The organism is Streptomyces sp. NPDC107546, assembly GCF_055639175.1.
This window is the reverse complement of sequence record NZ_JBVKBA010000043.1, coordinates 19,756-45,281: the sequence shown is the minus strand read 5'-3', so window position 1 is coordinate 45,281 and position 25,526 is coordinate 19,756. Positions and strand designations below refer to the sequence as shown.

The window sequence follows — 25,526 nt, the reverse complement described above, 5'->3', positions numbered from 1 at the left end:
GTCCGCCAGTACATCGAGGGCCAGAAACGACCCATCTGACCGTCACCGAAGCCGCGCAGCGAACTCCGGCGCTGCGCGCCTCCGAGCCGAGGATGTATTTCCCTCCCCGGCTGAAGCCGGGGATACCCGGCTGAAGCCGGGGATACCCACGCAAGATCAAGGATGGTGACCGTCGGCGTGGTCGGCGGTCAGCCGCCGGCCGACTTCGCCACGAGCCTGATGGCAGCGTTTTGGAAGTCGACATCGTTCGCCACCTTCAGCGCCGACACCGTGAGTGAACCCGATCGACGTGCTGTGAGGACCGAGCAGTTCGCTGCCGCGAGCCGCGGCGAACTGCAGACGGTGGTGCACGAGACGAGCTGCTGCCGCTGGAGCAAGCCGTGCCGGCGCACCGGAAGATGGACGCCGGCGAGGTGTTCGGCAGGATCGTGCTGACTCCGTAGCTCAGCGCAGTGCGCGCGAGCCCGGGGTTTCTCCACCCACCGGTATGGACCAATTCCGTCATTCTCCTTGACACGCGGATTGGTCCATACCAACTTGGGTTGCGCATCGTTTCGCATGTCCCTGCCACTCCCGAACACCCCACGTCCTCCAGGGAGATCGCGTGCGCACCACACTCAGGCGTTCCAGACGCCGACTCCTCGCTCTGCTCGGTTCCGCCGCTCTGGCGGTCGGTGGAGCCGTCGCCCTTCCGGGCACGGCCCAGGCGGCCAACATCCTGACCAACCCCGGCTTCGAATCCGGTTCCCTCTCCCCCTGGTCCTGCACCGGGAACCTCGGCTCGGTCGTCTCCTCGCCCGTGCACGGGGGGTCCAAGGCCCTTCAGGGTGCGGTGAGTTCGAGTGACAACGCCCAGTGCAGCCAGACCGTGGCGGTGAACCCGAACACGACGTACACGCTTCAAGGCTGGGTGCGGGGCAGCTACGTCTACCTCGGCGTCGACGGCGGCGCCTCCACGTGGACGACGTCCCCGTCGGCCTACAGCCAGCTCTCGGTGTCCTTCACCACGGGTGCCTCGCAGACCAGTGCCACGATCTACGTTCACGGCTGGTACGCCCAGGGCCCCTACTACGCCGACGACATCAGCCTCGACGGCCCCGGCGGAGGTGGCGGCTCGGACACGCAGGCGCCGACCGCTCCCAGCGGACTGACCTCCACGGGCAAGTCGTCCTCGAGCGTGTCGCTGAAGTGGAACGCCTCGACGGACAACGTCGGTGTGACGGCGTACGACATCTACAGCGGCTCGAGCCAGGTGCTCAGCGCCTCCGGTACGACCGCCACGGTCGGCGGGTTGTCGCCCAGCACCTCCTACACCTTCACCGTGAAGGCGCGGGACGCGGCCGGGAACACCTCCGCGGCCTCCAACTCCGTGACCGTCACCACGGACGCGGGCACCGGTGGCGGCACCGGCTTCAAGCAGGCCGCGCCCTACCTGTACGAGGGCTGGGGCGACCCGCCGAGTCCGACGACGGTGATGAGCGCGACGGGCATCAAGTGGTTCACCATGGCCTTCGTGCTGGACTCCGGTGGCTGCAACCCCGCCTGGGACGGCAGCAGGCCGCTGACCGGCGGTGCCGACCAGACCGCCATCAACGCCGTCCGCTCCGGCGGCGGTGACATCGTCCCGTCGTTCGGCGGCTGGCAGGGCAGCAAGCTCGGCGCCAACTGCTCCTCGGCGAGCGCGCTCGCCGGGGCCCTGCAGAAGGTAATCGACGCCTACTCGCTCAAGGCGATCGACATGGACATCGAGAACACCGACGAGTTCGAGAACGAGGCCGTCCAGGCGAAGATCCTCACCGCCCTGAGGACGGTCAAGGCCAACAACCCCGGCCTGAAGACCATCGTCACCTTCGGGACCTCCACCACCGGCCCGACGTACTACGGCAACCGCCTCATAGAGCAGGCGCAGTCACTCGGCGCCAACATAGACGTCTTCACCATCATGCCCTTCGACTTCGGCGGCGGCTCCGACATGTACGGCAACACCGTGAACGCGGCCGAGGGCCTGAAGGCCAAGCTGAAGTCGACCTTCGGCTGGGACGACGCCACCGCGTACTCCCACATCGGCATCTCCGGCATGAACGGCCTGTCCGACCAGCAGGAGAACACGACCCCGGCGATCTGGACCCAGGTCAAGGACTGGGCCAACTCCCACCACATCGCCCGTCTCGCCTTCTGGTCGGTCAACCGCGACCGGCCGTGCCCGGGCGGGGGCGTGGTGAGCAACTGCTCCGGCATCAGCCAGAACAACTGGCAGTTCACCTCGGTCACGGCCGGCTTCACCGGCTGAGCGAGGAAGCCAGGAACGGGAAAGGGGGGTGCCCGGCACGTGGGCACCCCCCTGACCGTCAGAAGCGGCCCGAGCCCCGGTACAGCTCCAGCTCGCCGTCCAGCTCGACCGCGAGGACGGTGGCGTACGGGTCCAGGTCGGCCACGGACGGCGGGTCGATCCACAGCACACCGACCGCCTCGTGCAGTCCCCCGACGACCCGGTGGCCGAGTTCGGTGCCGGTGCCGAGCACGGTGACCTTGCGGACCGGTGTGGCGAGGCCCCGGACGCCGATCTCGGCGCGCGGAATGTCGAACAGGGTCAGGTAAAGGGTGCGGCGGTCGGCGGCGAGGGTGCTGGGGCCGTAGTGGTGACCGGCCGGGAGGCCGCGCACCGTTCCGTACACCGCCTCCGCATGCCTGCGGATCCACTCCCCCAGGCCTTCCAGACGCTCCACCTGGGGCTGCGGGATGGTGCCGTCCTCCCGCGGGCCGACGTCCAGGAGCAGGTTACCGCCTGAGCCGATGGTCTCGGTGAAGTAGCGGATCAGCTGGGACAGCGACTTGTGGTTGTGGTCGTGGTGCTGGTAGCCCCACGAGTCGTTGATCGTCAGGCACAGCTCCCAGGGGCCCTCCGGCGGAACGATGGGAGCACCCTGCTCCGGGGTGGCGTAGTCGCCCTCGCTGAGCATGCGGGCGTTGAAGACGACGTGGGGCACGTGACTGCGGATGAGCGCGGCGAGTTCGGGGATGCGCCACTGCTCCTCGCTGCGGTCCCACTCGCCGTCGAACCACATCAGATCGGGACGGTAGCGGGAGGCCAACTCCTCGATCTGGCCGTCCCGGTAGGCGATGAACCGTTCCCAGGCCTCAAGGTCCTCGTCCTCGGCCGCCACCTCGGAGTAGCGGTTGTCCTCCAGCTCCGGCGGGCGGCCCGGCTTGCGCGTGGAGGCGTAGTCGGGGTGGTTCCAGTCGGAGTGGGAGTAGTAGAGGCCGACCTTGAGCCCCCGCTCACGCAGGGCCTCTGCGTACGGGCCGATGTAGTCCTTGCCGAGGTTCAGGTCGCCGTACCGCGTGTCCCACAGGGCAACTCCGTCATGGTGACGGCTCGTCAGCACGGCGTACTTGGTGCCGGCGCGGGCGAACAGGTCCGCCCACGCCTTCGGGTCGTAGTTGGCGCCGGTGAAACGCTCCAGCTGGGACATGTACTGATCGTGCGGCACGATGTCGTCGTAGAACGACCAGGACTCCTGGACGCCGTCGACGGCGTAGATGCCCCAGTGCACGAAGATCCCCAACTTGGCGTCGGTGAACCAGGGTTGCATGGCCACGGGTCAGCCCCTCCGCAGACGGAGCGTCACGATCTGGAAGGGCCGAAGGGTGACGGGGACACCGCCGTCGACGAGCTCGGCGTGCTCCAGCGGACGCTCCAGCAGGTCTGTCACCTGGGCGCCGGCGAGCGGGAAGCCCGTGCGCAGCACGCCCTCGGCACGGCCGCCGCGGGACTCGTAGAGCCGTACGACGACGTCACCGGACTCGTCGTCGGCGAGCTTCACCGCCTCCACGGTCACGCCCTCGCCGTCCACGGAGACGACCGGTTCCGGCGCGCCCGCCGCCTCGGCCACCCGGAGGGGGAGATTGAGGGCGTAGCCCTCGGCGACCGCGTCATCGATGGTCGCGCCCGGGAGGAGGGAGTACGTGAAGCGGTGGCGGCCCTGATCGGCGCCAGGGTCCGGGACGCGCGGGGCGCGGACCAGGCTGAGGCGGACCGTGGTGGTCGTACCGCCGTCCTCGCGGACCGTGCGGGAGACGTCGTGGCCGTACGTCGAGTCGTTGATGACCGCGACGCCGTAGCCGGGCTCGGCGATGTGCACCCAGCGGTGGCCGGAGACCTCGAAACGGGCCGCCTCCCAGCTGGTGTTGGTGTGGGTGGGCCGCTGGATGTGGCCGAACTGGATCTCCGCGGAGGAGTGCGGGGCGCGGATGTCGACCGGGAAGCCCGCCTTGAGGAACTTCTCCGCCTCGTGCCAGTCGATGTCCGTCTCGAAGTCGATACGGGGACTGCCGGCGCGGAGCGTGATCGTCTGCGTGATCTTCGACCCCTTGCCGAAGCTCCGCTCCACGCGGATCGCGCCGAGCAGCGGGTCCTCCTCGACGACCGTCACGGAGTCGGCGTCCAGCAGATCCGTGTAGCGGTTCTTGTAGTGCTTGTCGACGTCCCAGGCGTCCCAGTAGTTGGGGAGGTCGGTGTGCAGGCGGAGCAGATTGCCCTTGTCGGCGAGGACCTCACGGCCACCGGCCCGCAGGTCGCGTACGGAGGCCAGCGTGCCGTCCTGCGCCACCTCGACGCGCACGAGGCCGTTGTCGAGCACGAGGCCGCTCACCGTGACCGGCTGCGGCGGGTCGGCGACGGCGACGGGCGCGCTGCCGTTCGCCGGCACCTCGGCGTAGGCCGGGGCGCCCGTGGTCGTGCGGACGACCTCGGCGCGGTCGAAGGGGCTGGTGTTGAAGACACGGCTGCCGCCGGCGCCCAGCGCGGCCACCGCCTGCGCCGTCAGCTCCTCCAGCTCCTGGGCGACGCGGGCGTACTCGGCCTCGGCCTCGCGGTGCACCCAGGCGATCGAGGAGCCCGGCAGGATGTCGTGGAACTGGTGCAGCAGGACCGTCTTCCACAGCCGGTCGAGCTTCGCGTACGGGTACGCGTAGCCCGGCGCGTGCAGCGCGGCCGTCGTCGCCCACAGCTCGGCCTCGCGCAGCCGGTGTTCGCTGCGCCGGTTGCCCTGCTTGGTGCGGGCCTGGGAGGTGTAGGTGGCCCGGTGCAGCTCCAGGTACAGCTCGCCCACCCACACCGGGGCGTCCGGGTACTCCTCGCGGGCCTTGGCGAAGAACGCGTCGGGGTGTTCGACCTCGACCCTGGCGGAGCCCTCCAGGTTCTTCAGCCGCCGCGCCCGTTCCATGATCTCGCGGGTGGGGCCGCCGCCGCCGTCGCCCCAGCCGAAGGGAGCCAGCGAGCGCGTCGCGCCGCCCTTCTCCGAGTAGTTGCGCACCGCCCGGGCCATCTCCTCGCCGCTGAAGCGGGCGTTGTAGGTGTCGACCGGCGGGAAGTGGGTGAAGATACGAGTGCCGTCGATGCCCTCCCACCAGAAGGTGTGGTGGGGGAACCTGTTGGTCTGGTTCCAGGAGATCTTCTGGGTGAGGAACCACTCGTTGCCGGCGAGCCTGGCGAGCTGCGGGTAGGCCGCGGTGTAGCCGAAGGAGTCCGGCAGCCACACGCCCTTGGTCTCGATGCCGAAGTGCTCGATGAAGAACCGCTTGCCGTGGATGAGCTGGCGGGCCAGGGCCTCGCCGCCGGGCAGGTTGCCGTCGGCCTCCACCCACATGCCGCCGACCGGCGCCCACTGGCCCTTCTTCACCGACTCCTGGATACGGGCCCACACGTGCGGGTAGTTGTCGCGCACCCACTCGTACTGCTGGGCCTGGGAGCAGGCGAAGACGAACTCCTCGTACTCGTCGGCCAGGGACGTGACGTTGGAGAAGGTGCGGGAGGTCTTGCGCTTGGTCTCGCGGATCGGCCACAGCCAGGCGGAGTCGATGTGCGCGTGGCCGACGCCGGAGACGATGTGCGCGCTGGCGTGCGCGGGCTTGGCGAGGACGGGCTTCAGCGCCTCGCGCACGGAGGTGGCCGAGCCGGAGATGTCGTCCAGGTCGAGCAGGTCCATCGCCCGGTCGAGGGCGTGCATGATCTCGTGCCGGCGCGGGTCGTGCTCGCCGAGCTCCAGCATCAGCTCGCGCAGCACCTGGACGTCGAGGTCGAGGTGCCAGACGTCCTCGTCGAGGATGGCGATGTCGGCGCGCTGGAAGGTGTAGAGCGGCTTGTCCCCGGCTGTGAGCACATCGCCGAGCGGGGTGGGGGCCGCGAAGTCGTTCGCGAGGATGTCCGGGTTGGAGGCGGCCTCGACCAGGTAGTGGATCTCCTCGCCGCCGACGGCCGGGTGGGCGATCGGGACGTACTGGTTGAGCGGGTTGACGGCCTTCAGCGGCCGGCCGTCGGTCAGGTGCACCAGGGCCTCCGCCTGGTTGCCGGGCCAGTCGCCCACGAAGCCGAGGTCGATGACGGCCTCGACGCGCCGGCCGGCCCACTCCGGGGGCACCTGCCCGCGCATGCGGAACCAGGTGGTGCCCCACGGCGGGCCCCAGGGGGTGCCCATCGCGAAGGGCGCGTACGACGCGGCGGCGGCCTCGGCGAACGGGACCGGCTCCCCCGGGGCCTGCCAGGCCTCCACCTCGAGGGGAACCGTGGCGGCGTAGATCGCGGTCTTGATGCGCTGGTCGTGCAGGCGCTGGACGCGCTCCTCGATCCGGCGGCGTTCGTCGTGCATGTGGTGTCTCCAGGGTGAGCGGGAGGCTAGAGAGGGAGGCAGGGGAGGGAGAAAGCGCTTGCTCCCAGGTGCTCACTTAAGGTACGCGAGCCCAGGATGGACCGCCGTGTAGCCCTCGACCAGCCTGCGGGCCACGTTCACGGAGTCGACCAGCGGATGCAGGGCGAACGCCTTCACGGCCGTCGCGCGGTCGCCGGACTCGGCGGCGGCGAGCACCTCGCGCTCCACCGCCTTGACCGCGCAGACCAGTCCGGTCGCGTGCCCCGGCAGCGGGTCGACGGCCACCGGGTGCGCACCGTTCGCGTCGACCAGGCACGGGACCTCGATCACGGCCTCGGTGTCGAGGACGGACAGGGTGCCGCGGTTGCGGACGTTGAGGATCAGGGTCGTGCGCTCGTCGCGCGCGATGGCCCGCATCAGGGCGAGCGCGACCTTCTCGTAGCCGCCGGACAGGTCGTCCGCCTCGCGCTCGCCGGCGCCCGCGCTCTCGCGGTTCTCGGCCATGTAGGTCGCCTCCCGCTCGGCGCGGGTGCGTTCCCAGGCCTGAAGGGCGGAGGCGTCCGGCCGCGCGACCTGTTCGTAGAAGTGCGCCTGCTGGTCGCGCAGGAAGGCGCCGCGGGTCTTCTCGGCGTGCTGGTAGGCGCGGACGGCCTCGCGGTTGAAGTAGTAGTAGTGCAGATACTCGTTGGGGATCGCGCCCAGCGACTGCAGCCACTCCGTCCCGAAGAGCTTGCCCTCCTCGAAGGAGCCGAGCAGGTCGGGGTCGGCGAGCAGGCGCGGGAGCTCGTCGCGGCCGGCGATGCGCAGGCCGCGGACCCAGCCGAGGTGGTTGAGGCCGACGTAGTCGATCCACGCCTCCCTCGGGTTCGCGCCGAGCACCCGGGCGATACGGCGACCGAGGCCGACCGGTGAGTCGCAGATGCCGATGACGCGGTCGCCGAGGTGGCGGGACATGGCCTCCGTGACGAGGCCCGCCGGGTTGGTGAAGTTGATGACCCAGGCGTCGGGGGCGAGCCGGGCCACCCGCCGGGCGATGTCGACGGCGACGGGGACCGTGCGCAGCCCGTAGGCGATGCCCCCGGCGCCGACCGTCTCCTGGCCGAGGACACCCTCCTCGAGGGCCACGCGCTCGTCGTTCGCCCTGCCCTCGAGGCCGCCGACGCGGATCGCGGAGAAGACGAAGTCGGCGCCGCGCAGGGCCTCGTCGAGATCGGTCGTGGCGCTCACCTCGGGCGCGTCGGGCACCCCCGTGGCCTGCTCGGCCAGGACCCGGGTCACGGCCGAGAGCCGGCCCGCGTCCAGGTCGTGCAGCACGACCCGGGTGACGCGGCCCTCGGCGCGGTCCGTCAGGAGCGCCCCGTACACGAGCGGGACGCGGAAGCCGCCACCGCCCAGAATCGTCAGCTTCACGCTTGCACCTTTCCTGCCACGATCACCTCGACGCCCGCCTCGTCCAGCGAGGAGCGGGTCGCCGCATTGACCGGCGCGTCCGAAACCACCACATCCAGGTCCTCGGGACCGCAGACCTTCGCCATACCCGTACCCGGGAACTTGGCCGAGTCGGCGAGCAGGACGACCCTGTCGCTCGCCTTGATCATGGCTCGCTTGACCGGTACCTCGACGACCGTCGTGTCCATCACCTGTCCGCCGGGCCGGACCCCGCTGGTGCCGAGGAAGAGCCAGTCCGCGTGGAGCTGGCGCAGGTTGTCCTCGGTCAGGAAGCCGACCAGCGAGCGGTACTCGCGGCGGACCATGCCGCCGAGCAGCACCAGCTCGATGCCCTCGTCGTCGGCGAGCTCCTCGTAGACGACGAGGTTGCTGGTGATCACGGTGAGCCGGCGGCCGTGCAGCTGGCGGGCCAGGCGGTAGGCGGTGGTGCCGATGTCGAGCAGCACCGACTGTCCGTCCGTGATCATCTCGGCGGCATGCGCGGCTATCGCGTCCTTCTCGGACACCCGCACCTCAGCGACCTCGGCGAAGGGCTGGTCGCCCTCCTCGACGACCGCCCCGCCGTGCACCCGCGTGAGCAGGCCGTCCTCCTCCAGCTTGACGAGGTCGCGCCGGATGGTGGCCGGGCTCACGCCGAGCTGCTCGGAGAGGTCGGTCACTGACGCGGGCCCCCCGGAGCGCAGGACCCGCAGGATGAGTTGGTGTCGTCGTTCTGCCAGCACGCCGCGAACACTACTCGTCATCTTCAATCATTTCTATGCTCACTTCTGCTTGAGTATTGACCAATCTCGTCGAGGAGCGCACGATTCCGTGCACCGAGTTTGAGCAGTTCTGACGAGAGGACCCACGCGGTGGACGACGACCGGCCCGAGGTGCTGTTGACCGGGCTGCTCTTCTACGACCTCGTCCTCACGGGCCTGGGCAAGGCACCGACGCCGGGCGAGGAGATCTGGACGGCGGGCATGGGCTGCGGCCCGGGCGGCATCGCGAACCTCGCGGTGGCCGCCGCCCGCTTCGGCCTGAGGACCTCCCTGGCCACGGTCTTCGGCGACGACTTCTACGGCGCGTACTGCCGGGACGTCATCGGCGACCAGGAACACATCGACCTCTCGCTCTCCCGCACCGCGAACGGCTGGCCCACCCCCGTCACCGTCTCGCTCGCGCTCCCCCAAGCGCTCGGCTCCTCCCCCACTCTCGGCTTCGCTCGAGCGGGGGGACCGCCACGAGCAGGGGGGACCCCCATCGCCGACCGGGCCCTGGTCACGCACGGCCAGGAGCCCCCGTACACGCAGGACGAGCTGATGGGTGAGGTGCCCGAGGCGCGCACCGCCCTGGTGCACCTCGAGGCCGAGCCCCGCGCCTGGCTCGCCAAGGCCGCCGCGAACGGCACCCAGATCTACGCCGACGTCGGCTGGGACCCCACCCGGCGGTGGTCCCGGGACCTGCTCGACCAGCTCTCCCTGTGTCACGCCTTCCTCCCCAACGAGATCGAGGCGATGGCCTACACCCGCACCGACAGCGCGGTCGCGGCGCTCGGCACGCTCTCCGAGCTGGTGCCGGTCGTCGTGGTCACGCGGGGCGGCGAGGGCGCCATAGCCGTCGACCAGACGACGGGCGAGTACGCCGAGGCCCCGGCCCTCGACGTCGACGTACTGGACGCCACGGGCGCCGGCGACGTGTTCGGCGCGAGCTTCGTCGCCGCCTCGCTCGGCGGCTGGCCGCTTCAGGAACGGCTGCGGTTCGCCGTGCTGGCCGCCGGCCTGTCCGTACAGCACCATGGCGGAGCCCTCGCGGCCCCCGGCTGGTACGGCGTCGACCGCTGGTGGCGCTCCCTGACCGACCCCGACCTCAAGCAGGCGTACGGCTTCCTGGCGGACCGCCTCCCGGCGGACGTCGGCCCACCCGTGCGCCACGCCCCCCTCACCCCGCCGATCCCTCACCCGCCCGTCGGACCACGGGCTTCCGCGCGGCGGCACTGACTCTCAACGCCCCTCAGTACCACGAACAGGAACAACAGGAGTGACCCGTGGACCTTTCTCGTAGAGGCTTCCTCCAGGCCGCCGCGCTCACCGCGGCCGCGTCCGGCCTGACCGTCGCATGCGGCGGTGGCTCAGGATCGAGCGGCACCAAGAACGGCAAGGACCTCACCTTGTGGTACTGGGGCGGCGCACTCAGCGACAAGGTGGTCGCGGAGGCCAAGACGCACTTCGGCAGCCAGGTCAAGCTGACCGTCTCCTCCATCGGCGGCGACTTCAAGCAGAAGCTCACCACCACCCTCGCGGCGGGCACCTCCGTGCCCGACATCACCGGCATCAAGGGCGAGGACATGGCGTCCTTCCTGCCCAACGCCGGCCGCTTCCTCGACCTCAACGACCTGGGCTTCAAGAAGATCTCGTCCCAGTACCTGGACTGGAAGACCAAGCTCGCCCAGACCACCGACGGCAAGCAGATCGGCTTCCCGATCGACATCGGTCCCACCGCCCTCTTCTACCGCGCGGACCTGTTCGCCAAGGCCGGGCTGCCCGCCGACCCCGACAAGGTCGCCGCCCAGGCCAAGACGTGGGAGGGCTACTTCGCGCTCGGCACCGAGCTGAAGGGGAAGCTGCCCGGCACCTTCCTGGTCAACAACATCAGCGGGGTGTTCAACATGGCCGTCGGCCAGGGCACTCAGCGGTTCATCGACAAGAACAACCACTTCATCGGCGACCAGGACCACATCCGCACCGCGTGGACCACGGCGGTGCGCCCCTACACCCTCGGCCTCGACGCCAAGATCAACGACAACACCTGGAACGCCGCCATCGGCAAGAGCCTGACCACCGAACTCGGCGCGGCCTGGCACGCGCTGGACATCGAGCAGGCCGCCCCGGGCACCAAGGGCAAGTGGCGGGTGTGCGCGATGCCCGGTGGACCGGCCAACCAGGGCGGCTCCTACCTGGCGCTGCCCAAGCAGTGCCGCAACCCCGAAGAGGCTTTCAAGATCATCAGCTGGATCCTCAGCCCGGCCAACGACGCCCGCGGCTTCACCGACGCCGCCATCTTCCCCGCCACCCCGGCCGCGTACGCGATGCCGGCCATGACGGGCCCCGACGCCTTCTTCGGCGGGCAGAAGATCATCGAGGTCTTCGGCCCGGCCGCGAAGGCCATCCCGGACAGCTACGAGGCGCCCGCCGACGCCGCCGTCATGGCCCCCTACATGACGGAACTGACCAACATCGAGGCCAAGGGCAAGAAGCCCGACGACGCCTGGAAGGACGCGGTCAGCCAGGCCAAGCAGATCGCCCGGCGACAGGGGGTGAACTGAGGTGTCGTCACCTCCGGTCACCGGCCCCGCCACGGTGCCCGAGCACCGTGCCGGGCCGGGCCCGGCCCGGTTCCGCCCGCGGCGCGCCACGCCCGCGAGCACCGTTCGGCCCAGGCGGCGCGGGCTGTTGGGGTACTGGCGGCAGTACCTGGCGATCTCGCCCTTCTACCTGATCTTCATCGCCTTCTCCTTCTTCCCCGTCTTCTACTCGCTGTATCTGGCCTTCCAGCGCTGGGACGGCATGGGCACCATGCAGTTCGTGGGCCTGCAGCAGTTCCGGTTCCTCTGGTCGGACCCGGTGTTCTGGCTGTCGATCCGCAACACCCTGGTGATCTGGGTCCTGTCCACCGTTCCCACGCTCTTCGGCGCCCTGGTGCTGGCGACGCTGCTGCACTCGGTGCGCCGCTTCAAGGGCTTCTACCGCATCGCCCTGTACGTCCCGAACGTCACCTCCATCGTCGCGGTGGCGATCTTCTTCGGGGCGGTGTTCAGCAACAACTTCGGTCTGGTCAACGCGATCCTGGGCATGGTCGGCATCTCACCCGTCCCGTGGCTGAGTAACCCGTGGCTGATCAAACTGGTCATCGCGCTGCTGATGACCTGGATGTGGACCGGCTACAACATGATCATCTATCTGGCCGGTCTCCAGGCGATCCCGACGTCGATCTACGAGGCCGCGAAGATGGACGGTGCCGGCCCCATCCGCACCTTCTTCCAGATCACCATTCCGATCATGCGGCCCATCATCCTGTTCACCGTCATCATCTCGACCATCAACGGCCTGCAGAGCTTCAGCGAACCCCAGGTCCTGTTCGCCAGCAACGCCGCCAACGCGAACCTCGGCGGCCCGGGTCAGGCCGGCCTGACGACGTTGCTGTACTTCTACCAGTCGGCCTTCCTGAACAACGACTACGGCTACGGCGCGGCCATCGTGTGGGCCTTCTTCGTACTGATCATCATGCTGGTCGCCATCAACTGGCGCATCACGCGGGGGAGGAAGTCATGACGACGGCGGACACGACGCGGCCGGCCAGGGGCGCGCGGCGGCTGCGCCGCCCCAAGGGCCTGACCGCGCACATCATCCTCGTGCTGGCCGTCCTGGTCTCGGTCTTCCCCTTCGTGTGGACGATCGTCATGGCGACCAACACCACCCAGGACATCTACAAGAGCCCGCCGAAGCTGACCTTCGGCTCCCACCTGCTGGAGAACATCCGGCACGTGCTGAACACCATCGACTTCTTCGGGTCGATGCTGAACACGGTCGTCGTCGCGTGCGTCACCACCGCCCTGGTGCTGTTCATCGACTCCCTGGCGGCCTTCACCTTCGCCAAGTTCGACTTCCCCGGACGCAAGGTGCTCTTCGGCACGCTGCTGTTGTTCATGATGCTGCCGCTCCAACTGGCCATCCTGCCCCAGTTCATCCTCATGTCCAAGATCGGCTGGGTCGGCATGCTCAAGGCGCTGGCGCTGCCCTCGCTCGCCAACGCCTTCGGCATCTTCTGGCTGCACCAGTACATAGAGAACGGCGTGCCCGACGAACTGCTCGACGCCGCGCGCATCGACGGCGCCGGGTTCTTCCGTCAGTACTGGAACATCACGCTGCCGATGATCAGGCCCGCGCTGTCCTTCCTCGCCATCTATGCCTTCGTCAACTGCTGGAACAACTACATCTGGCCGCTCGTCGTGCTCACCAACCCCGACCATGTGACGCTCCAGGTGGAGCTCGCGCAGCTCAACGTCGGCCACACCACCGACTACAGCATGGTCATGGCCGGTGTGCTCATGGCGGCCCTGCCGCTGGTCGTGGTCTTCAGCATCTTCGCCCGCGGGTTCATAGCGGGCGCCACCGAAGGAGCGGTACAGGGCAGCTGAACCGGTGGCGCGAGAAGGAGGTGACCGGTGACGTACGACGTCGGCGGAGGGCGGCCAGGGCGCGGCAAGGTGCTCGTGGTGGGCATGGACGGGGTGCGCTTCGACCGGCTGAACCGGTCGCCGTCCACGGCCCCCGTGCTGCACGGCCTGATGGCAGCGGGCGCCTTCGGCAACAGCCTGCTGCCCTACGGTGAGGTGGACGGTCAGGCCGAGAGCGGGCCGTCGACCAGCATGGCCTACACCGACTCCGGGCCCGGCTGGTCGAGCGTGCTGACCGGGGTGTGGCCCGACCGTCACGGGGTGAGGGGCAACGACTTCGTGGGCGCCGACTACGCCCGCTACCCCGACTTCCTCAGCCGCGCCGTCGCCGCCCGGCCCGGTCTGCGCGCCGCGGCCGCGGTGTCCTGGCCGGAACTGGTCCGCCGCGGCGCCCTCGGCCCCACCCTCGGCCGGCGTGTGCACTACGACGGCGAGTCCGACGGCTACGACACCGCCGACCGCCTCGTCGCCCGCACCGCCGCACGCTGGCTCATCGAGGACGACCCGGACCTCGTGTTCGTGTACTTCGGCGCCGCCGACGAGGCCGGCCACGCCACGGGCCCCCTCAGCCCCGCCTACGACCATGCCCTCCTCACCCAGGACACCCACCTCGGGCGGCTGCTGGAGGCCATCGACGCCCGGCGCTGCGACCCCGCCCGTGCGGACGAGCACTGGACCGTGCTGGTCACCACGGACCACGGGCACCTCGACACCGGTGGCCACGGAGGCGACACACGTGCCGAGCGAGAGGTCTTCGTAGTCCTCGCCGAGCCCGGCGCGCCCGGCGGCACCCTGCTCCCCACGCCCCGCCTCATCGACATCGCCCCCACCGTCCTCAACCGACTCGGCATCCCCCTCGACCCCGCCTGGGGCCTGCAAGGCCGCGTCCTGAACGGCTCCTCGTCACTCACGTCACCACCGACTTCGGATTGGTCATGACCGACCCACTTCTCGCCCTCCGCCCCTGGCAGGCCCCCGAACTGACGTCCTGGGGGCGCCTGCCCATGAACGCCGTCGACCGGCGCTCCGGAGCACTCCCCCTGGACGGCGACTGGCGCTTGCAGTTGCTGCCCACTCCGGACGCGCCGGTCGGCGGTCCCTGGTCCCCGGCCCACGTCCCCGGCGCCTGGACCCTGCAGGGCACGGACGACCTGCCGCAGTACACCAACGTGCGCATGCCGTTCCCGGACTTCCCGCCAGGCTCGCCGGACGCCAACCCTACGGGCGTGTACGAGCGTGAGGTGGACGTGCCCGCCGAGTGGGCCGGGCGGCGGATCGTGCTCCAGGTCGGGGCCGCCGAGAGCGTGCTGCTGGTGCACGTGGACGGGCGGCCCGTCGGCATCTCCAAGGACTCCCACCTGGCCGCCGAGTTCGACCTGAGCGGGGTCGTACGGCCCGGGGAGCGCGCCACCGTGCGCCTGACCGTCGTCAAGTGGTCCGACGCCTCGCACATCGAGGACCAGGACCAGTGGTGGCACGGGGGCGTCACGCGGTCGGTGCTGCTGTACGCCACCGACCCCCTGCACCTCGCCGACGTGACCGTGCGGGCGCGGCAGGACGGCGAGCTGCGCATCGACTGCCGGGTGCGCGACGCGCGCGGGGCGCTGCCCGACGGGTGGTACGTCAGCGGCGAGCTGGAGGGCCACCTCCTCGCGCAGGACACGGAGTTCGACCGCGTCAACGCCGAGGACGACCGCGTCTCCGACTTCCTCGGCGAGGCCCGCATCCGCGCCACCGTCCCCGACGTGCGCACCTGGAACGCCGAGACGCCGGAGCTGTACGGCCTCACCGTCCGCCTGCACCGCGCCGACGGAACGGTCGCCGACGCCTCGCGGCACCGCGTCGGCTTCCGCGACGTCGAGATCGTCGGCCGGGACCTGCTGGTCAACGGCGAGCGCGTGTTCATCCGGGGCGTGAACCGGCACGACTTCCATCCGCTGACCGGCCGCACCGTGTCGTACGACGACATGCGCGCGGACCTGGTGCTGCTGAAGCGGTTCGGCTTCAACGCGATCCGCACCTCCCACTACCCGAACGACCCCAGCCTGTACGACCTCGCCGACGAGCTCGGCTTCTACGTCGTCGACGAGGCAGACATCGAGTCCCACGACCACGCCCACGAGATCGCCGACGACCCGCGCTATCTGAACGCCTTCGTGGACCGGGTCTCGCGGATGGTGCTGCGCGACAAGAACCACCCGTCGATCATCATCTGGTCGCTGGGCAACGAGTCCGACTACGGCGCGAACCACGACGCGGCGGCCGGCTGGGTGCGGCGGCACGATCCGACGCGGCCGATCCAGTACGAGGGGGCCGCCAAACTCGACTGGGCGGCGACCGACGACGCCTCCGACATCGCCTGTCCCATGTACGCGCCGCTCGAGGACTGCGTGGCCCACGCCCTGTCGGGCCGGCAGACCCGGCCCCTGATCCAGTGCGAGTACTCGCACGCCATGGGCAACAGCAACGGCACGCTGGCGGACCATTGGGCGGCCATCGAGTCCACGCCGGGTCTTCAGGGCGGGTTCATCTGGGAGTTCTGGGACCACGGAATCCTGCAACGCGTGAGCGACGGCAGACCCGCCGGGCGCGCGGGCGCCGGGCTGTACGACAACGGTGTCGCCGCGCCCGGACATCGCTGGGCGTACGGCGGCGACTTCGGTGAGACCATTCACGACGGCGCGTTCATCGCGGACGGTGTCGTCTTCCCCGACCGCACCCCGAAGCCCGCGCTGTACGAGCACCGGGAGATCGCGGCGCCGGTGCGCATCGAGTGCTTCAAGCACGAGGGCGTCGTCCTCGGCAACCACCAGCACTTCAGGGGCCTGGACTGGCTGACCGGCCAGTGGGAGCTGTCCCTCGCGGACGGCCGCACGCTGACCGCGGCCGCCGAACTGCCCGATCTGCGGCCCGGCGAGACCGCGGCGGTACCGCTGCCCTTCGAGGTGCCCCGCGACGGCGGCGAGGCCTGGCTGACGCTGCGGATGACCGTGGCCGAGGACCAGCCGTGGGCGCCGCGCGGCACAGAGGTGTGTGTGCCGCAGGTCCGGCTGCGCGGGCCCGACCTGACCGGGGACACCGCCGTTGACCGGCTCGTGGAGGTCGACGGCGAGGGCCTGCTGGTCCACCCCCTGCTGACGGCCGCCCCGACGCTGTCGCTGTGGCGGGCGCCGACCGACAACGACGAGCTGGGCGGCATGGCGCTGCGCTGGCGGACCTGGGGGCTCGACTCGCTGGTCCGCAAGGTCGTGTCGGTGCGGCAGGACGGCGGCCGGGTGACCGTGGACGCCGAGTACGCCGGAGCCGTCGGGGTCGTGCGGCACCGGCAGGTGTTCACGCCGGTCGAGGGCGGCGTCCGGGTGGACGAAGAGGCCGAGCTGCCCGAGGAGTTCGACGACGTGGCGCGGGTCGGGTCGGTGTTCGAGACGACGCCTGGTCTGGATCTGCTGGAGTGGTTCGGGCAGGGGCCCTGGGAGTCGTACCCCGACCGCGGCGCGGGCGCGCCGGTCGGCCATCACTCCGTCCGCGTCGACGACCTGTTCACCCCTTATCTGCGTCCGCAGGAGAGCGGCGGCCGGCACGGCGTACGCCGGTTCACGCTGTCGGCCCCGGACGCGACCGGCCTCGCGGTCGTGCTGGACGAGCCGCGCCAGGTCTCCGTCACCCGGCATCGCGCCGAGGACCTGACAGCCGCCACACACCACGACGAGCTGGTGCCGCGTTCCGGGTGCGTGGTGCACATCGACGCGGCACACCGGGGGCTGGGCACGGCGTCGTGCGGCCCCGACACCTTCCCCGAGTACCGCATCCCACCGGGGGTCCACCGCTGGAGCTGGACCCTGCGCGTTCTGTAACCCCCCGCCTTTCTTGTCACGTCACCACTCACGGAGCACACGTGTGTACGTCGCATGACCACCATCAGGGCGAGGCCGCGCAGGCCGGTGCCGGAAGACGCAGTTTTCTCAGGGCCGCCGCGCTGCTGGGCGCCGCCGCCACGGCCGGGGGCACGCTGCCGGCCATCGCCGAGGCGGCCGAGAAGAGCAGCTGGCGACCCGATGTCGACAGCCGTCGCTTCACCCTCGCGGTGATGCCCGACACCCAGTACCTCTTCGACGGGCCGAGCATCAACCCGGCGCCCATCGAGGCCTCCCTGCGCTATCTGCTGGAGCATGGCAGGGACGAGAACATCGTCTTCCTCTCCCACCTCGGCGACCTCACCCAGAACGGCGCCGCAGAGGAATTCACCGCCATCAGCGAGGCGTTCGAGATCCTCGACCGGCGGGGCGTCGGCTACAGCGTCCTGGCCGGCAACCACGACATCAAGTCGTCGACGGACGACCAGCGCGGCCCGACGCCGTACCTGGACGCGTTCGGGCCGCAGCGCTTCAGGAGCAAGTCGACGTTCGGGGGCGCCTCCTCGGACGGCTACAACACCTACCACCTGTTCCAGGCGGCCGGGCGCGAGTGGCTGGTGCTGGCGCTGGACTGGCGGCTGTCGGCGAAGGGGTACGCCTGGGCGAAGGACGTGCTCGCCCGGCACCCGAAGGCGCCGGTCATCCTCACCACGCACGAACTCATCGTCGAGGACGACCAGTTGTCGACATACGGCCGGCAGCTGTGGGACCAGCTGATCGAGGACCACGACCAGATCTTCCTGACCCTCAACGGCCACTACTGGCCCGCGGGCCGCGCCACCCGAGAGAACGCGGCGGGCAACGAGGTGCACCTGCACCTGACGAACTACCAGAACCGCTATTTCGGCGGCGCGGCGATGATCCGCCTGTACCACTTCGACCTGGACCGGAACGTCATCGACGTGGAGACGGTCTCCCCGTGGATCCTCGGGCGGGCCGCGAAGGGCCTCAACGAGCTGGAGCGCCAGGAGATCGAGCTGAGCGGTGACGCCGACCGGTTCTCGGTGGAGATCGACTTCGCGGAGCGCTTCTCCGGCTTCGACCCCGTGCCCGCCCGCCCGGCGCGGCCCGTGTCGCAGATGCTGGTACCGGGCACGGTCGCCTACTGGCGCTTCGAGTCGCCCGTCTCCGGCACCCTCCGCGACCTGTCCGGTCGCGGCAACGACCTCACCGTGGTCTCGGTGGGCGGCGGCTCGCTCGGCTGGTCGTCGGACCACCACCCCGACCAACCGGGCCACGGCAGCCTGGAGTTCCAGGGCTTCAAGTCGCCGCTGAAGGGCGCGTATCTGCGCACGGTGGACGGAGCTCCGCTCAACTCGGCCACCTTCGAGGACGGATACACCATCGAGGCCTTCTACTGGCTGCCCGCTGACTGGGACCCCGACCACAACGCCTGGTCGGGCATCGTCAGCCGTACGGGCACGGGCGGCGCGGCCGGAAAGGCCGCTGACGACCCCGACGAGCCGCTGGCCACCCTCTCGCTGTCCAACGACCGCGAGCCGCAGTGGGCGATGCGCCCGCTCAACCAGGAGGGCATCGCCACCAACTGGGGCCAGGAGACCCCGCTGGAGACCTGGTGGCACCTCGCGGTCGTCAACGACGGCGAGCACACGACGCTGTACGTCGAGGGCTGCCCGGTCGTCCGCAACCCGAAGGCCGCCGCGGTCGGGATCACCTCCGTCGGGCTGCCGTGGCTGCTCGGCGGCTACGAATACGCCGGGAAGATCGACCAGATCCTGCACGGCCGCCTCGGCGACGTACGGATCGTCGAAGGCGCGCTGCCTGTCACGTCGTTCATGAACCAGCCGACTGCTCGCCGCCAGGGCGTGGGGCTAGCGGGCTAGCGGGTGACGGGGCCGACGATCACGGTGTGGTCGTCGGGACCGTCGCCCTTGGCGGGCAGGTTCACCCTGAGCCGCAGGATGTGCGGGTGGATCTCACGCGGCAGGGTGATCACCGCGCGGGTGAAGGTCACTCCGCTGCCGCCACCGTAGTTCTGCGGCACGACCAGCAGGAAGGTCGCGCTCCGGCCCGGGCTGAGGACGACGGTGTGCGGGGCTTCGACGCTTCGCCGGGCCCGGACGTGTCCGTCCTTGCCGACCAGGTCCACGTCCGGGAAGCCGTGCAGGGTGCAGGGGGCGGGGCCGGAGTTGGTCAGTCTCACCGGAATGTTCGAGTATGGGCCCTTGCCGTACGCGTCGCCCTTGGCGAAGGTCAGATGGGCGGTCCCGCACCGGGCAGCGGCCCTCACGGTGGTGCGCGGTCCCGCGGACGCCGAGGTGGAGCCGGGCGTCGTGGCCGAGCCGGACGCGCTGCTCGTGCCGCCGGTCGCGGTGCCGGAGGTGGCCGCCGCCGAGGTGCCGCCGCCTGCCGGACCGCTGCCGGAGCCCTGGGAGGCCCCTGACGCGGACGCGGTGGCGGACGGAACGGAGCTCACTCCACTGGTCTTGCCGCCGTCGCCGTTGCAGGCGGTGAGCGCGAGTCCCGCCGCGAGCACCACGGCGGCGGCCGGAACCTTGCGGAACTTCTGGACGCGCATGGGCTTCCCCCTGGTCTGGACGCGGGACCTGCCACGCGGGCCCTGCATGCAAGTTAGACGGGGGAAGGGCGGGCGAGGTTGCGGCGGGCGCGGGGAGGACTCCCGTGCGCATTGTCACCCGCCGCCGGAGGAACCCGGTCGGGGCTTCCGACGTGCGTCCCGCGCCCTGCCCCTGCCCCTGCCCCAGACCGAACGCGCCTGCCTTCGAACGCGCGCCTGAGGCAGAACGCCCTGCCTCAGGCGTAGAACCGCGACAGGCTCTGCAGGACGGCCGCGGGCTTCCCGCCGCCCTCGATCTCTATCGTGCCGTCGACGGCGATCTGCACCCCGCCCGGCACGTCCTCCACCGAGGCGAGCTTCGCGACCAGCCGGATGCGGGAGCCGACCTTCACCGGTGCCGGGAAACGCACCTTGTTCAGGCCGTAGTTGACCTTCGTCGACACGCCCTCGACCTGCAGCAGCTCGGTGAAGAGCGGGATGAAGAGGGACAGGGTCAGATAGCCGTGCGCGATGGGCGCGCCGAACGGGCCGTCCTTCGCCTTCTCCGGGTCGACGTGGATCCACTGGTGGTCGCCCGTGGCATCGGCGAAGGTGTTGATCCGCTCCTGGGTGACCTCGATCCACTCGCTGGTGCCGAGGTCGCTGCCGGCCAGCTTCTTGAGTTCGTCGAGGCCGTTGACGGTGATGCTCATCTGTGGTCCTTTGCCTGGGAGTGGGTGCCGTACCGGGAGCGGACCCGGGACTTCAGGAGCTTTCCGGAGGCAGTGCGCGGGAGGGCGTCCGCGATCACCACCGACTTGGGGATCTTGTACTTGGCCAGCCGACCGGAGAGTGAGGCGATCACCTCGTCCGGGTCGAGCGTGGCGCCCTCGCGCGGGACGACGACCGCGCGCGGCACCTCGCCCCACTTCTCGTCGGGCACGCCGATGACGGCGCACTCGACGATGTCGGGGTGCGCGAGGAGCTGGTCCTCGATCTCGGCGGGATAGACGTTCTCGCCGCCCGAGATGATCATGTCCTTGATGCGGTCGACGATGTAGACGTACCCGTCCTCGTCCACGCGGGCCGCGTCCCCGCTGCGGAACCAGCCGTCGGCGAAGACGGCCGCGGTCTCCTCCGGCAGACCCCAGTAGCCGGACATGACGTGCGGGCCGCGCACCACCACCTCGCCCGTCTCGCCGACGTCGACCGGTGCGAGGTCGGGTCGCACCACCCGTACGTCGCTGAAGAAGTGCGGCACACCGGCCGAACCGGCCTTGCCGACCGCGTGCTCGGCGTCCAGGAAGAGCGTGCCGGGCGCGGCCTCCGTCATGCCGTAGCCCTGGAGGAAGGTGAGCCCGCGCTTCTGATACTTCGCGATCAGCGGGGTCGGCACCGGGGAGCCGCCGCAGGTGAGGATGCGGAGGCTGGACAGGTCGGCCCCGTCCCAGCGCGGATGCCGGGCCACCTGGTCGAACATGGTCGGCACCCCGAACATGAAGGTGATCCGGTGGCCTTCGATCAGGTCGAAGGTGGCATCCGGGTCGAAGGACTTGACCAGGACGCAGGTGCCGCCCTTGAGCAGGACGGGCAGGGTGAGCATGTTCAGCCCGGCCGTGTGGAACAAGGGGGCGGAGACCAGGGCGCGTTCGTCGGCGATCAGGTCGTGGTCGACGAGGACGTTGAACGCGTTCCAGACCAGGTTGCCGTGCGTGAGCATGGCGCCCTTGGGGCGACCCGTGGTCCCCGAGGTGTACATGATGATGCAGGTGTCGTCGAGGGCTACGGGCTGGTCGATCGGCTCGTCGCTCGCGGCGGCCAGCAACTCCTCGTACTCGGCGCCCACTTCCACGTACGTCCGCACATCGGTGCTGCCCGGCAGCCCGGCGACGAGCGCGGCCAGCGAGGGCGCGTAGAGAAGCGCCTTGGCGCCCGAGTCGGCGAGCTGGTAGGCGATCTCGGGTCCGGCGAGGCGGATGTTGAGCGGGACGAAGACCGCGCCGAGGGTGCCCGCCGCGAACAGCGTCTCCAGGTAGGCGGGGTGGTTGGGGCCGAGGTAGGCGATCCGGTCGCCGCGACGGACGCCCCGGGCGCGCAGGGTGTGCGCGAGGCGGGTGGTGCGTTCGTACAGCTCCGCGTAGGTGACGCTCCGGTCGCCGTGGATCAGGGCGGTGCGGTGCGGGGTCTTGCGGGCCCGGCGTGCGGGCCACGAACCCAGTCCCTCGTTGCGCATCTCACGGCCCCTTTACGCTTTCGTCAGCCCGAGCAGGCGGGCGGCGTTCTCCTTGAGGATCTTCGGCCGCACCTCGTCCTTGATCGACAACTTCGCGAAGTCGGCGAGCCAGCGGTCGGGGGTGAGGACGGGGAAGTCGGAGCCGAAGAGCACCTTGTCCTTGAGCAAGGTGTTGGCGTACTGCACGAGCTGCGGCGGGAAGTACTTCGGCGACCAGCCGGACAGGTCGATGTGCACGCCGGGTTTGTGCGTGGCGACCGCGAGGGCCTCGTCCTGCCAGGGGAACGACGGGTGCGCCAGGATGATCTTCAGGTGGGGGAAGTCGGCGGCGACGTCGTCCACGTGCAGCGGGTTGGAGTACTTGAGCCTTATCCCGCCCCCGCCGGGTACGCCGGCGCCGATCCCGGTCTGGCCGGTGTGGAACAGGGCGATGGCGCCGGTCTCCTCGATGATCTCGTACAGGCCGTACGCCACCGAGCGGTCGTTGGGGAAGAAGCCCTGGATGCTGGGGTGGAACTTGAAGCCCTTCACCCCGTACTCCTCGACCAGACGGCGGGCCTGCCTGACGCCGGCCTTGCCGCGGAAGGGGTCGATGGAGGCGAAGGGGATCAGCACGTCCGGGTTCGCGGCGGCGGCCTCGGCGACCTCCTCGTTGGGCACGGGCTCGGTGCCGGTGGCGGACTCGGCGTCGACCGTGAAGATCACGGCGGCCATTTTCCGCTCGCGGTAGTACGCAGCCGTCTCCTCCAGGGTCGGTTTCCGCTTGCCCTCCACCTTGAAGTAGGCGGAGGAGGCGTCGTGCAGGTCGTCGTCCAGCGAGGAGTGCCCCTTGGAGGAGACCTCGGCGTGGGTGTGGACGTCGATCGCGACGAGTTCGTTCAGGTCCATCACGCCTCCGGGAACTTCGGCGCGGGGATGCCGACGGTCTGCGGTTCGGCGCCGACCGAGGTGGCCCACACGTCGGCGAGGGTGTCGGGGGACCAGCCGCCGTCCGCGTACGCCGTCCTGATCTCCTGCGGATGCGACCAGAGTGCCACCTTGTCGCCGCCGATGCCGATGCACTGTCCGCTCACGCCGCGCGCCGCCTCGGAGGCGAGGAAGGGCACGAGGGCGGCGCAGTCCTCGGGGGTGCCGAAGCCCTCGCCCTTGCGGAGGAAGTCCGGCAGCGGCTCGCCGTTCTTCATCGCCTCGATGTAGGGGGCGAAGGCCGGGATGGTCTCGGTCATGGCGGTGGCGGCGACCGGCACGATCGCGTTGACGGTGATGTTCGCACGGGCCAGCTCCATCGACCAGGTGCGGGCCATGGCGGCGATGCCGGCCTTCGCTGCGGCGTAGTTGGTCTGGCCGAAGTTGCCGCGCTGGCCGGCCGGGGAGCCCACCAGGATCAGGGTTCCGCCCTCACCCTGCTCGCGCATCCGGACGGCGGCGGCGCGGGCGCACGTGAACGTGCCGCGCAGATGGGTGGTGATCACCGCGTCGAAGTCGTCGTCGGTCATCTTCCACAACACCTTGTCGCGCAGGATGCCGGCGTTGGTGACCAGGATGTCCAGTCGGCCGAACTCCTCCACGGCGCGGGCCACCAGCCGGTCGGCGGCCTCGCTGGTGCCGACCGCGACGACCTCGGCCACGGCCTTGCCGCCCGCCTCTGCGATGGACTTCACGGCCTGCTCGGCGACGGCCTCGTCGACGTCGTTCACGACCACGGCGGCGCCGTGGGCGGCCAGTGCGTGGGCGTAGGCCAGGCCGAGGCCACGGCCGCTTCCGGTGACGACGGCCACCTTGCCGGTGAGATCGATGCTGGACACGAGCGGGTCCCTTCCAGACGGGTCGGCCACCGGGGCGCGCCGCGGCAGGGCGCCTGCGGGCCGCGGTGGCGTGCGGCTTCGAGATCGAAGCTAAAGACAATCATTGTTGCCGTCAATAGTTGTTGTCGACCGGTCCGTGCGGCATGCTGTGGGCAGCAGTCCGTACCGCCTCCGTCCGGAGGCCCGGCCCAGGGAGCCCGTCATCACCGGCCATCAGCACGTCCCGACCTCCGCCGACCCCATCGACGCCCGGGAGCCGTGGATGCGCGGGCTGCACGCGGACACCGGCTACCTGCTGTATCGGCTCGGGCTGCGCTCGGGTCAGCTGTTCAACGCCTTCCTCCAGGAGTCCGGCCTGCGGCTGCGCCACTACGCGCTGCTGCGCTTCCTGGCCACCTCCGAGGGCGCCCTCCAGCGGGAGCTGAGCACCTCCCTCGGCTACGACCCGAGCGCGATCGTCGGCCTGGTCGACGACCTGGAGAAGCTTGGCTTCGCAGAGCGCCGCCCCTCCCCGGACGACCGGCGCAGCCGTATCGTCGTGCTGACCGAGGCCGGCCGGGCCTTCCTGCGCGACACCGACGAGGCCGGACTCAGAGTCACGGGCGAACTGCTCCGGCCGCTCGAAGCCGACGAGCGGGAGGTCCTGCACGCGCTGCTGCTCAGAGTCGCCGAGACCGGGCTCGGGTGACCCGATACCGATGACCGCCGACGCCCTGCCCTCTCAGGTGGCCCGCTCCGCGCCGGACCGGCTGCTCGCCGTGCTCGCGGCCTTCGACCACGCGCATCCGGCGCTCTGCCTCACCGACATCAGCCGCCGGGCCGGGCTCACCCTCACCACCACGCACCGGCTGGTGGGGGCGCTGACCGAGTGGGGCGCGCTGGAGCGGGACGCGGACGGTGTCTACCACGTGGGCCTGAGGCTGTGGGAGGTCGCGGCGCTCGCCCCGCGCGGGCTGGCGCTGCGGCAGGTGGCGTTGCCGTACCTGGAGGACCTGTACGAGGCGACGCACGAGAACGTGCAGCTGGCGGTGCGCGACGGCACGGACGTCGTGTACATCGAGTGGCTCTCGGGGCGCTCGGCCGTCGGCGTGCACATCCGGGTCGGTGCCCGCTGGCCGCTGCACGCCACCGGGGTGGGGCTGGCGCTGCTGGCCCACAGCGAGCAGGCCTTCCAGGAGGAGTACTGCGAGGGACCGCTGGCCGCGTTCACCCCGTACACCTTCACGGATCCGGTGCGGCTGCGCCGCGAACTGGCCGAAGTACGGCGCTCGGGCGCCGCAGTGAGCAGCCGTCAGATCACGGACGACGCCGTGTCGGTGGCGGCCCCGGTACGCGGCCGCGACGGCAGGGTGACCGCAGCGGTGTCGGTCGTGGTCCCGCACGCGACGGCCCAGGTACCGGCCCTTGTCCCGGCGGTGCGGCTCGCCGCGCGGGGGATCTCGCGAGCGCTGGGCTGGCAGCCGGAGGCGCGGTGAGACCCGAGGGCGCGGCTTCAAGCCTTGGGGCAGGACCCTGAGGTGTCGGCACCCTTGGGCAGGAGCCGCGTTCGCCTGCGGCCGGCGGACGATGGAAGGCACGGCGGAGCCCCCCGGCCAGGCGTCGGGATCGAACGGGAGCGTCGGGGCGCCCCACACGCTCACGCTGAACGACGCTGTCGCGACCACCCTCCCTTCATCCCCTGAACTTCCTCACGCCCGAAGGACTTTCTCTGCTTCACCTCTTGACGACCCGGGTGGCGGAGAGCA

19 protein-coding genes and 1 pseudogene are annotated in these 25,526 nt (G+C 70.4%); 11 read left to right on the top strand and 9 right to left on the bottom strand.

The annotated features are described in order from the left end of the window. Nucleotides 1-159: 159 nt before the first annotated feature. Both ACZ7L1_RS35210 and ACZ7L1_RS35205 read left to right on the top strand, forming a co-directional pair. A pseudogene (locus ACZ7L1_RS35210) lies at nt 160-443 on the top strand (zinc-binding dehydrogenase); the annotation flags it as partial. 161 nt (nt 444-604) lie between these two features. Further along, complete coding sequence (locus ACZ7L1_RS35205) at nt 605-2,290, top strand: carbohydrate binding domain-containing protein (RefSeq protein ID WP_471443250.1); 1,686 nt, start codon at nt 605-607, stop codon at nt 2,288-2,290. A 58-nt stretch (nt 2,291-2,348) separates the two neighbouring features. Here ACZ7L1_RS35205 and ACZ7L1_RS35200 read toward each other — a convergent pair whose 3' ends face one another. The 4 genes from ACZ7L1_RS35200 to ACZ7L1_RS35185 form a co-directional block, all read right to left on the bottom strand. Beyond that, nucleotides 2,349-3,599 carry an alpha-L-fucosidase gene (locus tag ACZ7L1_RS35200; RefSeq protein WP_471443248.1) on the bottom strand — a complete coding sequence of 417 codons (1,251 nt, stop codon included), beginning with the start codon at nt 3,597-3,599 and terminating at the stop codon, nt 2,349-2,351. A gap of 3 nt (nt 3,600-3,602) precedes the next feature. Then, nucleotides 3,603-6,647: an alpha-mannosidase gene (locus ACZ7L1_RS35195; RefSeq protein WP_471443246.1), complete on the bottom strand. Its 3,045-nt coding sequence runs from the start codon at nt 6,645-6,647 to the stop codon at nt 3,603-3,605. 72 nt (nt 6,648-6,719) lie between these two features. Continuing rightward, on the bottom strand, nt 6,720-8,057 hold the full coding sequence (locus tag ACZ7L1_RS35190) for a 6-phospho-beta-glucosidase (protein ID WP_471443244.1): 1,338 nt from the start codon (nt 8,055-8,057) through the stop codon (nt 6,720-6,722). Then, on the bottom strand, nt 8,054-8,818 hold the full coding sequence (locus ACZ7L1_RS35185) for a DeoR/GlpR family DNA-binding transcription regulator (protein WP_471443242.1): 765 nt from the start codon (nt 8,816-8,818) through the stop codon (nt 8,054-8,056). The genes ACZ7L1_RS35190 and ACZ7L1_RS35185 overlap by 4 nt, the downstream gene beginning before the upstream one ends. Nucleotides 8,819-8,947: 129 nt before the next feature. Here ACZ7L1_RS35185 and ACZ7L1_RS35180 point away from each other — a divergent pair, with 129 nt between their 5' ends. From ACZ7L1_RS35180 to ACZ7L1_RS35150, 7 genes are all read left to right on the top strand, one after another. Continuing rightward, nucleotides 8,948-10,075, top strand: a complete 1,128-nt coding sequence (locus ACZ7L1_RS35180; protein ID WP_471443240.1) for a PfkB family carbohydrate kinase — start codon at nt 8,948-8,950, stop codon at nt 10,073-10,075. Between the two features lie 47 nt (nt 10,076-10,122). Next, nucleotides 10,123-11,400, top strand: coding sequence for an extracellular solute-binding protein (locus ACZ7L1_RS35175; protein WP_471443238.1), 1,278 nt, complete (start codon nt 10,123-10,125; stop codon nt 11,398-11,400). 124 nt (nt 11,401-11,524) lie between these two features. Beyond that, nucleotides 11,525-12,406 carry a carbohydrate ABC transporter permease gene (locus tag ACZ7L1_RS35170; protein ID WP_471443252.1) on the top strand — a complete coding sequence of 294 codons (882 nt, stop codon included), beginning with the start codon at nt 11,525-11,527 and terminating at the stop codon, nt 12,404-12,406. After that, nucleotides 12,403-13,272 carry a carbohydrate ABC transporter permease gene (locus ACZ7L1_RS35165; protein WP_471443236.1) on the top strand — a complete coding sequence of 290 codons (870 nt, stop codon included), beginning with the start codon at nt 12,403-12,405 and terminating at the stop codon, nt 13,270-13,272. The genes ACZ7L1_RS35170 and ACZ7L1_RS35165 overlap by 4 nt, the downstream gene beginning before the upstream one ends. Before the next feature lie 27 nt (nt 13,273-13,299). After that, nucleotides 13,300-14,250 (top strand): alkaline phosphatase family protein, encoded by a 951-nt coding sequence (locus ACZ7L1_RS35160; protein WP_471443234.1) that lies wholly within the window; start codon nt 13,300-13,302, stop codon nt 14,248-14,250. After that, nucleotides 14,247-17,165 carry a glycoside hydrolase family 2 TIM barrel-domain containing protein gene (locus ACZ7L1_RS35155; protein ID WP_471443232.1) on the top strand — a complete coding sequence of 973 codons (2,919 nt, stop codon included), beginning with the start codon at nt 14,247-14,249 and terminating at the stop codon, nt 17,163-17,165. The genes ACZ7L1_RS35160 and ACZ7L1_RS35155 overlap by 4 nt, the downstream gene beginning before the upstream one ends. 41 nt (nt 17,166-17,206) lie before the next feature. Next, on the top strand, nt 17,207-19,069 hold the full coding sequence (locus tag ACZ7L1_RS35150) for a LamG-like jellyroll fold domain-containing protein (protein WP_471443230.1): 1,863 nt from the start codon (nt 17,207-17,209) through the stop codon (nt 19,067-19,069). Here the strand turns inward: ACZ7L1_RS35150 and ACZ7L1_RS35145 are convergent. From ACZ7L1_RS35145 to ACZ7L1_RS35125, 5 genes are all read right to left on the bottom strand, one after another. Further along, nucleotides 19,066-19,764, bottom strand: a complete 699-nt coding sequence (locus ACZ7L1_RS35145; protein WP_471443228.1) for a DUF4232 domain-containing protein — start codon at nt 19,762-19,764, stop codon at nt 19,066-19,068. The genes ACZ7L1_RS35150 and ACZ7L1_RS35145 overlap by 4 nt on opposite strands. Nucleotides 19,765-20,000: 236 nt before the next feature. Beyond that, nucleotides 20,001-20,456 (bottom strand): MaoC family dehydratase, encoded by a 456-nt coding sequence (locus ACZ7L1_RS35140; protein WP_471443226.1) that lies wholly within the window; start codon nt 20,454-20,456, stop codon nt 20,001-20,003. Further along, on the bottom strand, nt 20,453-21,976 hold the full coding sequence (gene menE, locus ACZ7L1_RS35135) for an o-succinylbenzoate--CoA ligase (RefSeq protein WP_471443224.1): 1,524 nt from the start codon (nt 21,974-21,976) through the stop codon (nt 20,453-20,455). The genes ACZ7L1_RS35140 and menE overlap by 4 nt, the downstream gene beginning before the upstream one ends. A gap of 12 nt (nt 21,977-21,988) precedes the next feature. Next, on the bottom strand, nt 21,989-22,864 hold the full coding sequence (locus ACZ7L1_RS35130; protein ID WP_471443222.1) for an amidohydrolase family protein: 876 nt from the start codon (nt 22,862-22,864) through the stop codon (nt 21,989-21,991). Continuing rightward, complete coding sequence (locus ACZ7L1_RS35125) at nt 22,864-23,781, bottom strand: SDR family NAD(P)-dependent oxidoreductase (RefSeq protein ID WP_471443220.1); 918 nt, start codon at nt 23,779-23,781, stop codon at nt 22,864-22,866. The genes ACZ7L1_RS35130 and ACZ7L1_RS35125 overlap by 1 nt, the downstream gene beginning before the upstream one ends. Before the next feature lie 262 nt (nt 23,782-24,043). Between ACZ7L1_RS35125 and ACZ7L1_RS35120 the strand changes: the two genes are divergently transcribed. Together ACZ7L1_RS35120 and ACZ7L1_RS35115 are read left to right on the top strand one after the other, a co-directional pair. Continuing rightward, nucleotides 24,044-24,469 carry a MarR family winged helix-turn-helix transcriptional regulator gene (locus ACZ7L1_RS35120; protein ID WP_388990563.1) on the top strand — a complete coding sequence of 142 codons (426 nt, stop codon included), beginning with the start codon at nt 24,044-24,046 and terminating at the stop codon, nt 24,467-24,469. A 10-nt stretch (nt 24,470-24,479) separates the two neighbouring features. After that, complete coding sequence (locus tag ACZ7L1_RS35115) at nt 24,480-25,256, top strand: IclR family transcriptional regulator (protein WP_471443218.1); 777 nt, start codon at nt 24,480-24,482, stop codon at nt 25,254-25,256. The last annotated feature ends 270 nt before the right edge of the window (nt 25,257-25,526 follow it).

Bases quoted from the DNA above. Each gene is read 5' to 3' on its own strand.
- ACZ7L1_RS35115 (WP_471443218.1), top strand. From the start codon at position 24,480: ATGACCGCCGACGCCCTGCCCTCTCAGGTGGCCCGCTCCGCGCCGGAC.
- ACZ7L1_RS35140 (WP_471443226.1), bottom strand. From the start codon at position 20,456: ATGAGCATCACCGTCAACGGCCTCGACGAACTCAAGAAGCTGGCCGGC.
- menE (WP_471443224.1), bottom strand. From the start codon at position 21,976: ATGCGCAACGAGGGACTGGGTTCGTGGCCCGCACGCCGGGCCCGCAAG.
- ACZ7L1_RS35145 (WP_471443228.1), bottom strand. From the start codon at position 19,764: ATGCGCGTCCAGAAGTTCCGCAAGGTTCCGGCCGCCGCCGTGGTGCTC.
- ACZ7L1_RS35195 (WP_471443246.1), bottom strand. From the start codon at position 6,647: ATGCACGACGAACGCCGCCGGATCGAGGAGCGCGTCCAGCGCCTGCAC.
- ACZ7L1_RS35120 (WP_388990563.1), top strand. From the start codon at position 24,044: ATGCGCGGGCTGCACGCGGACACCGGCTACCTGCTGTATCGGCTCGGG.
- ACZ7L1_RS35165 (WP_471443236.1), top strand. From the start codon at position 12,403: ATGACGACGGCGGACACGACGCGGCCGGCCAGGGGCGCGCGGCGGCTG.
- ACZ7L1_RS35155 (WP_471443232.1), top strand. From the start codon at position 14,247: ATGACCGACCCACTTCTCGCCCTCCGCCCCTGGCAGGCCCCCGAACTG.
- ACZ7L1_RS35130 (WP_471443222.1), bottom strand. From the start codon at position 22,864: ATGGACCTGAACGAACTCGTCGCGATCGACGTCCACACCCACGCCGAG.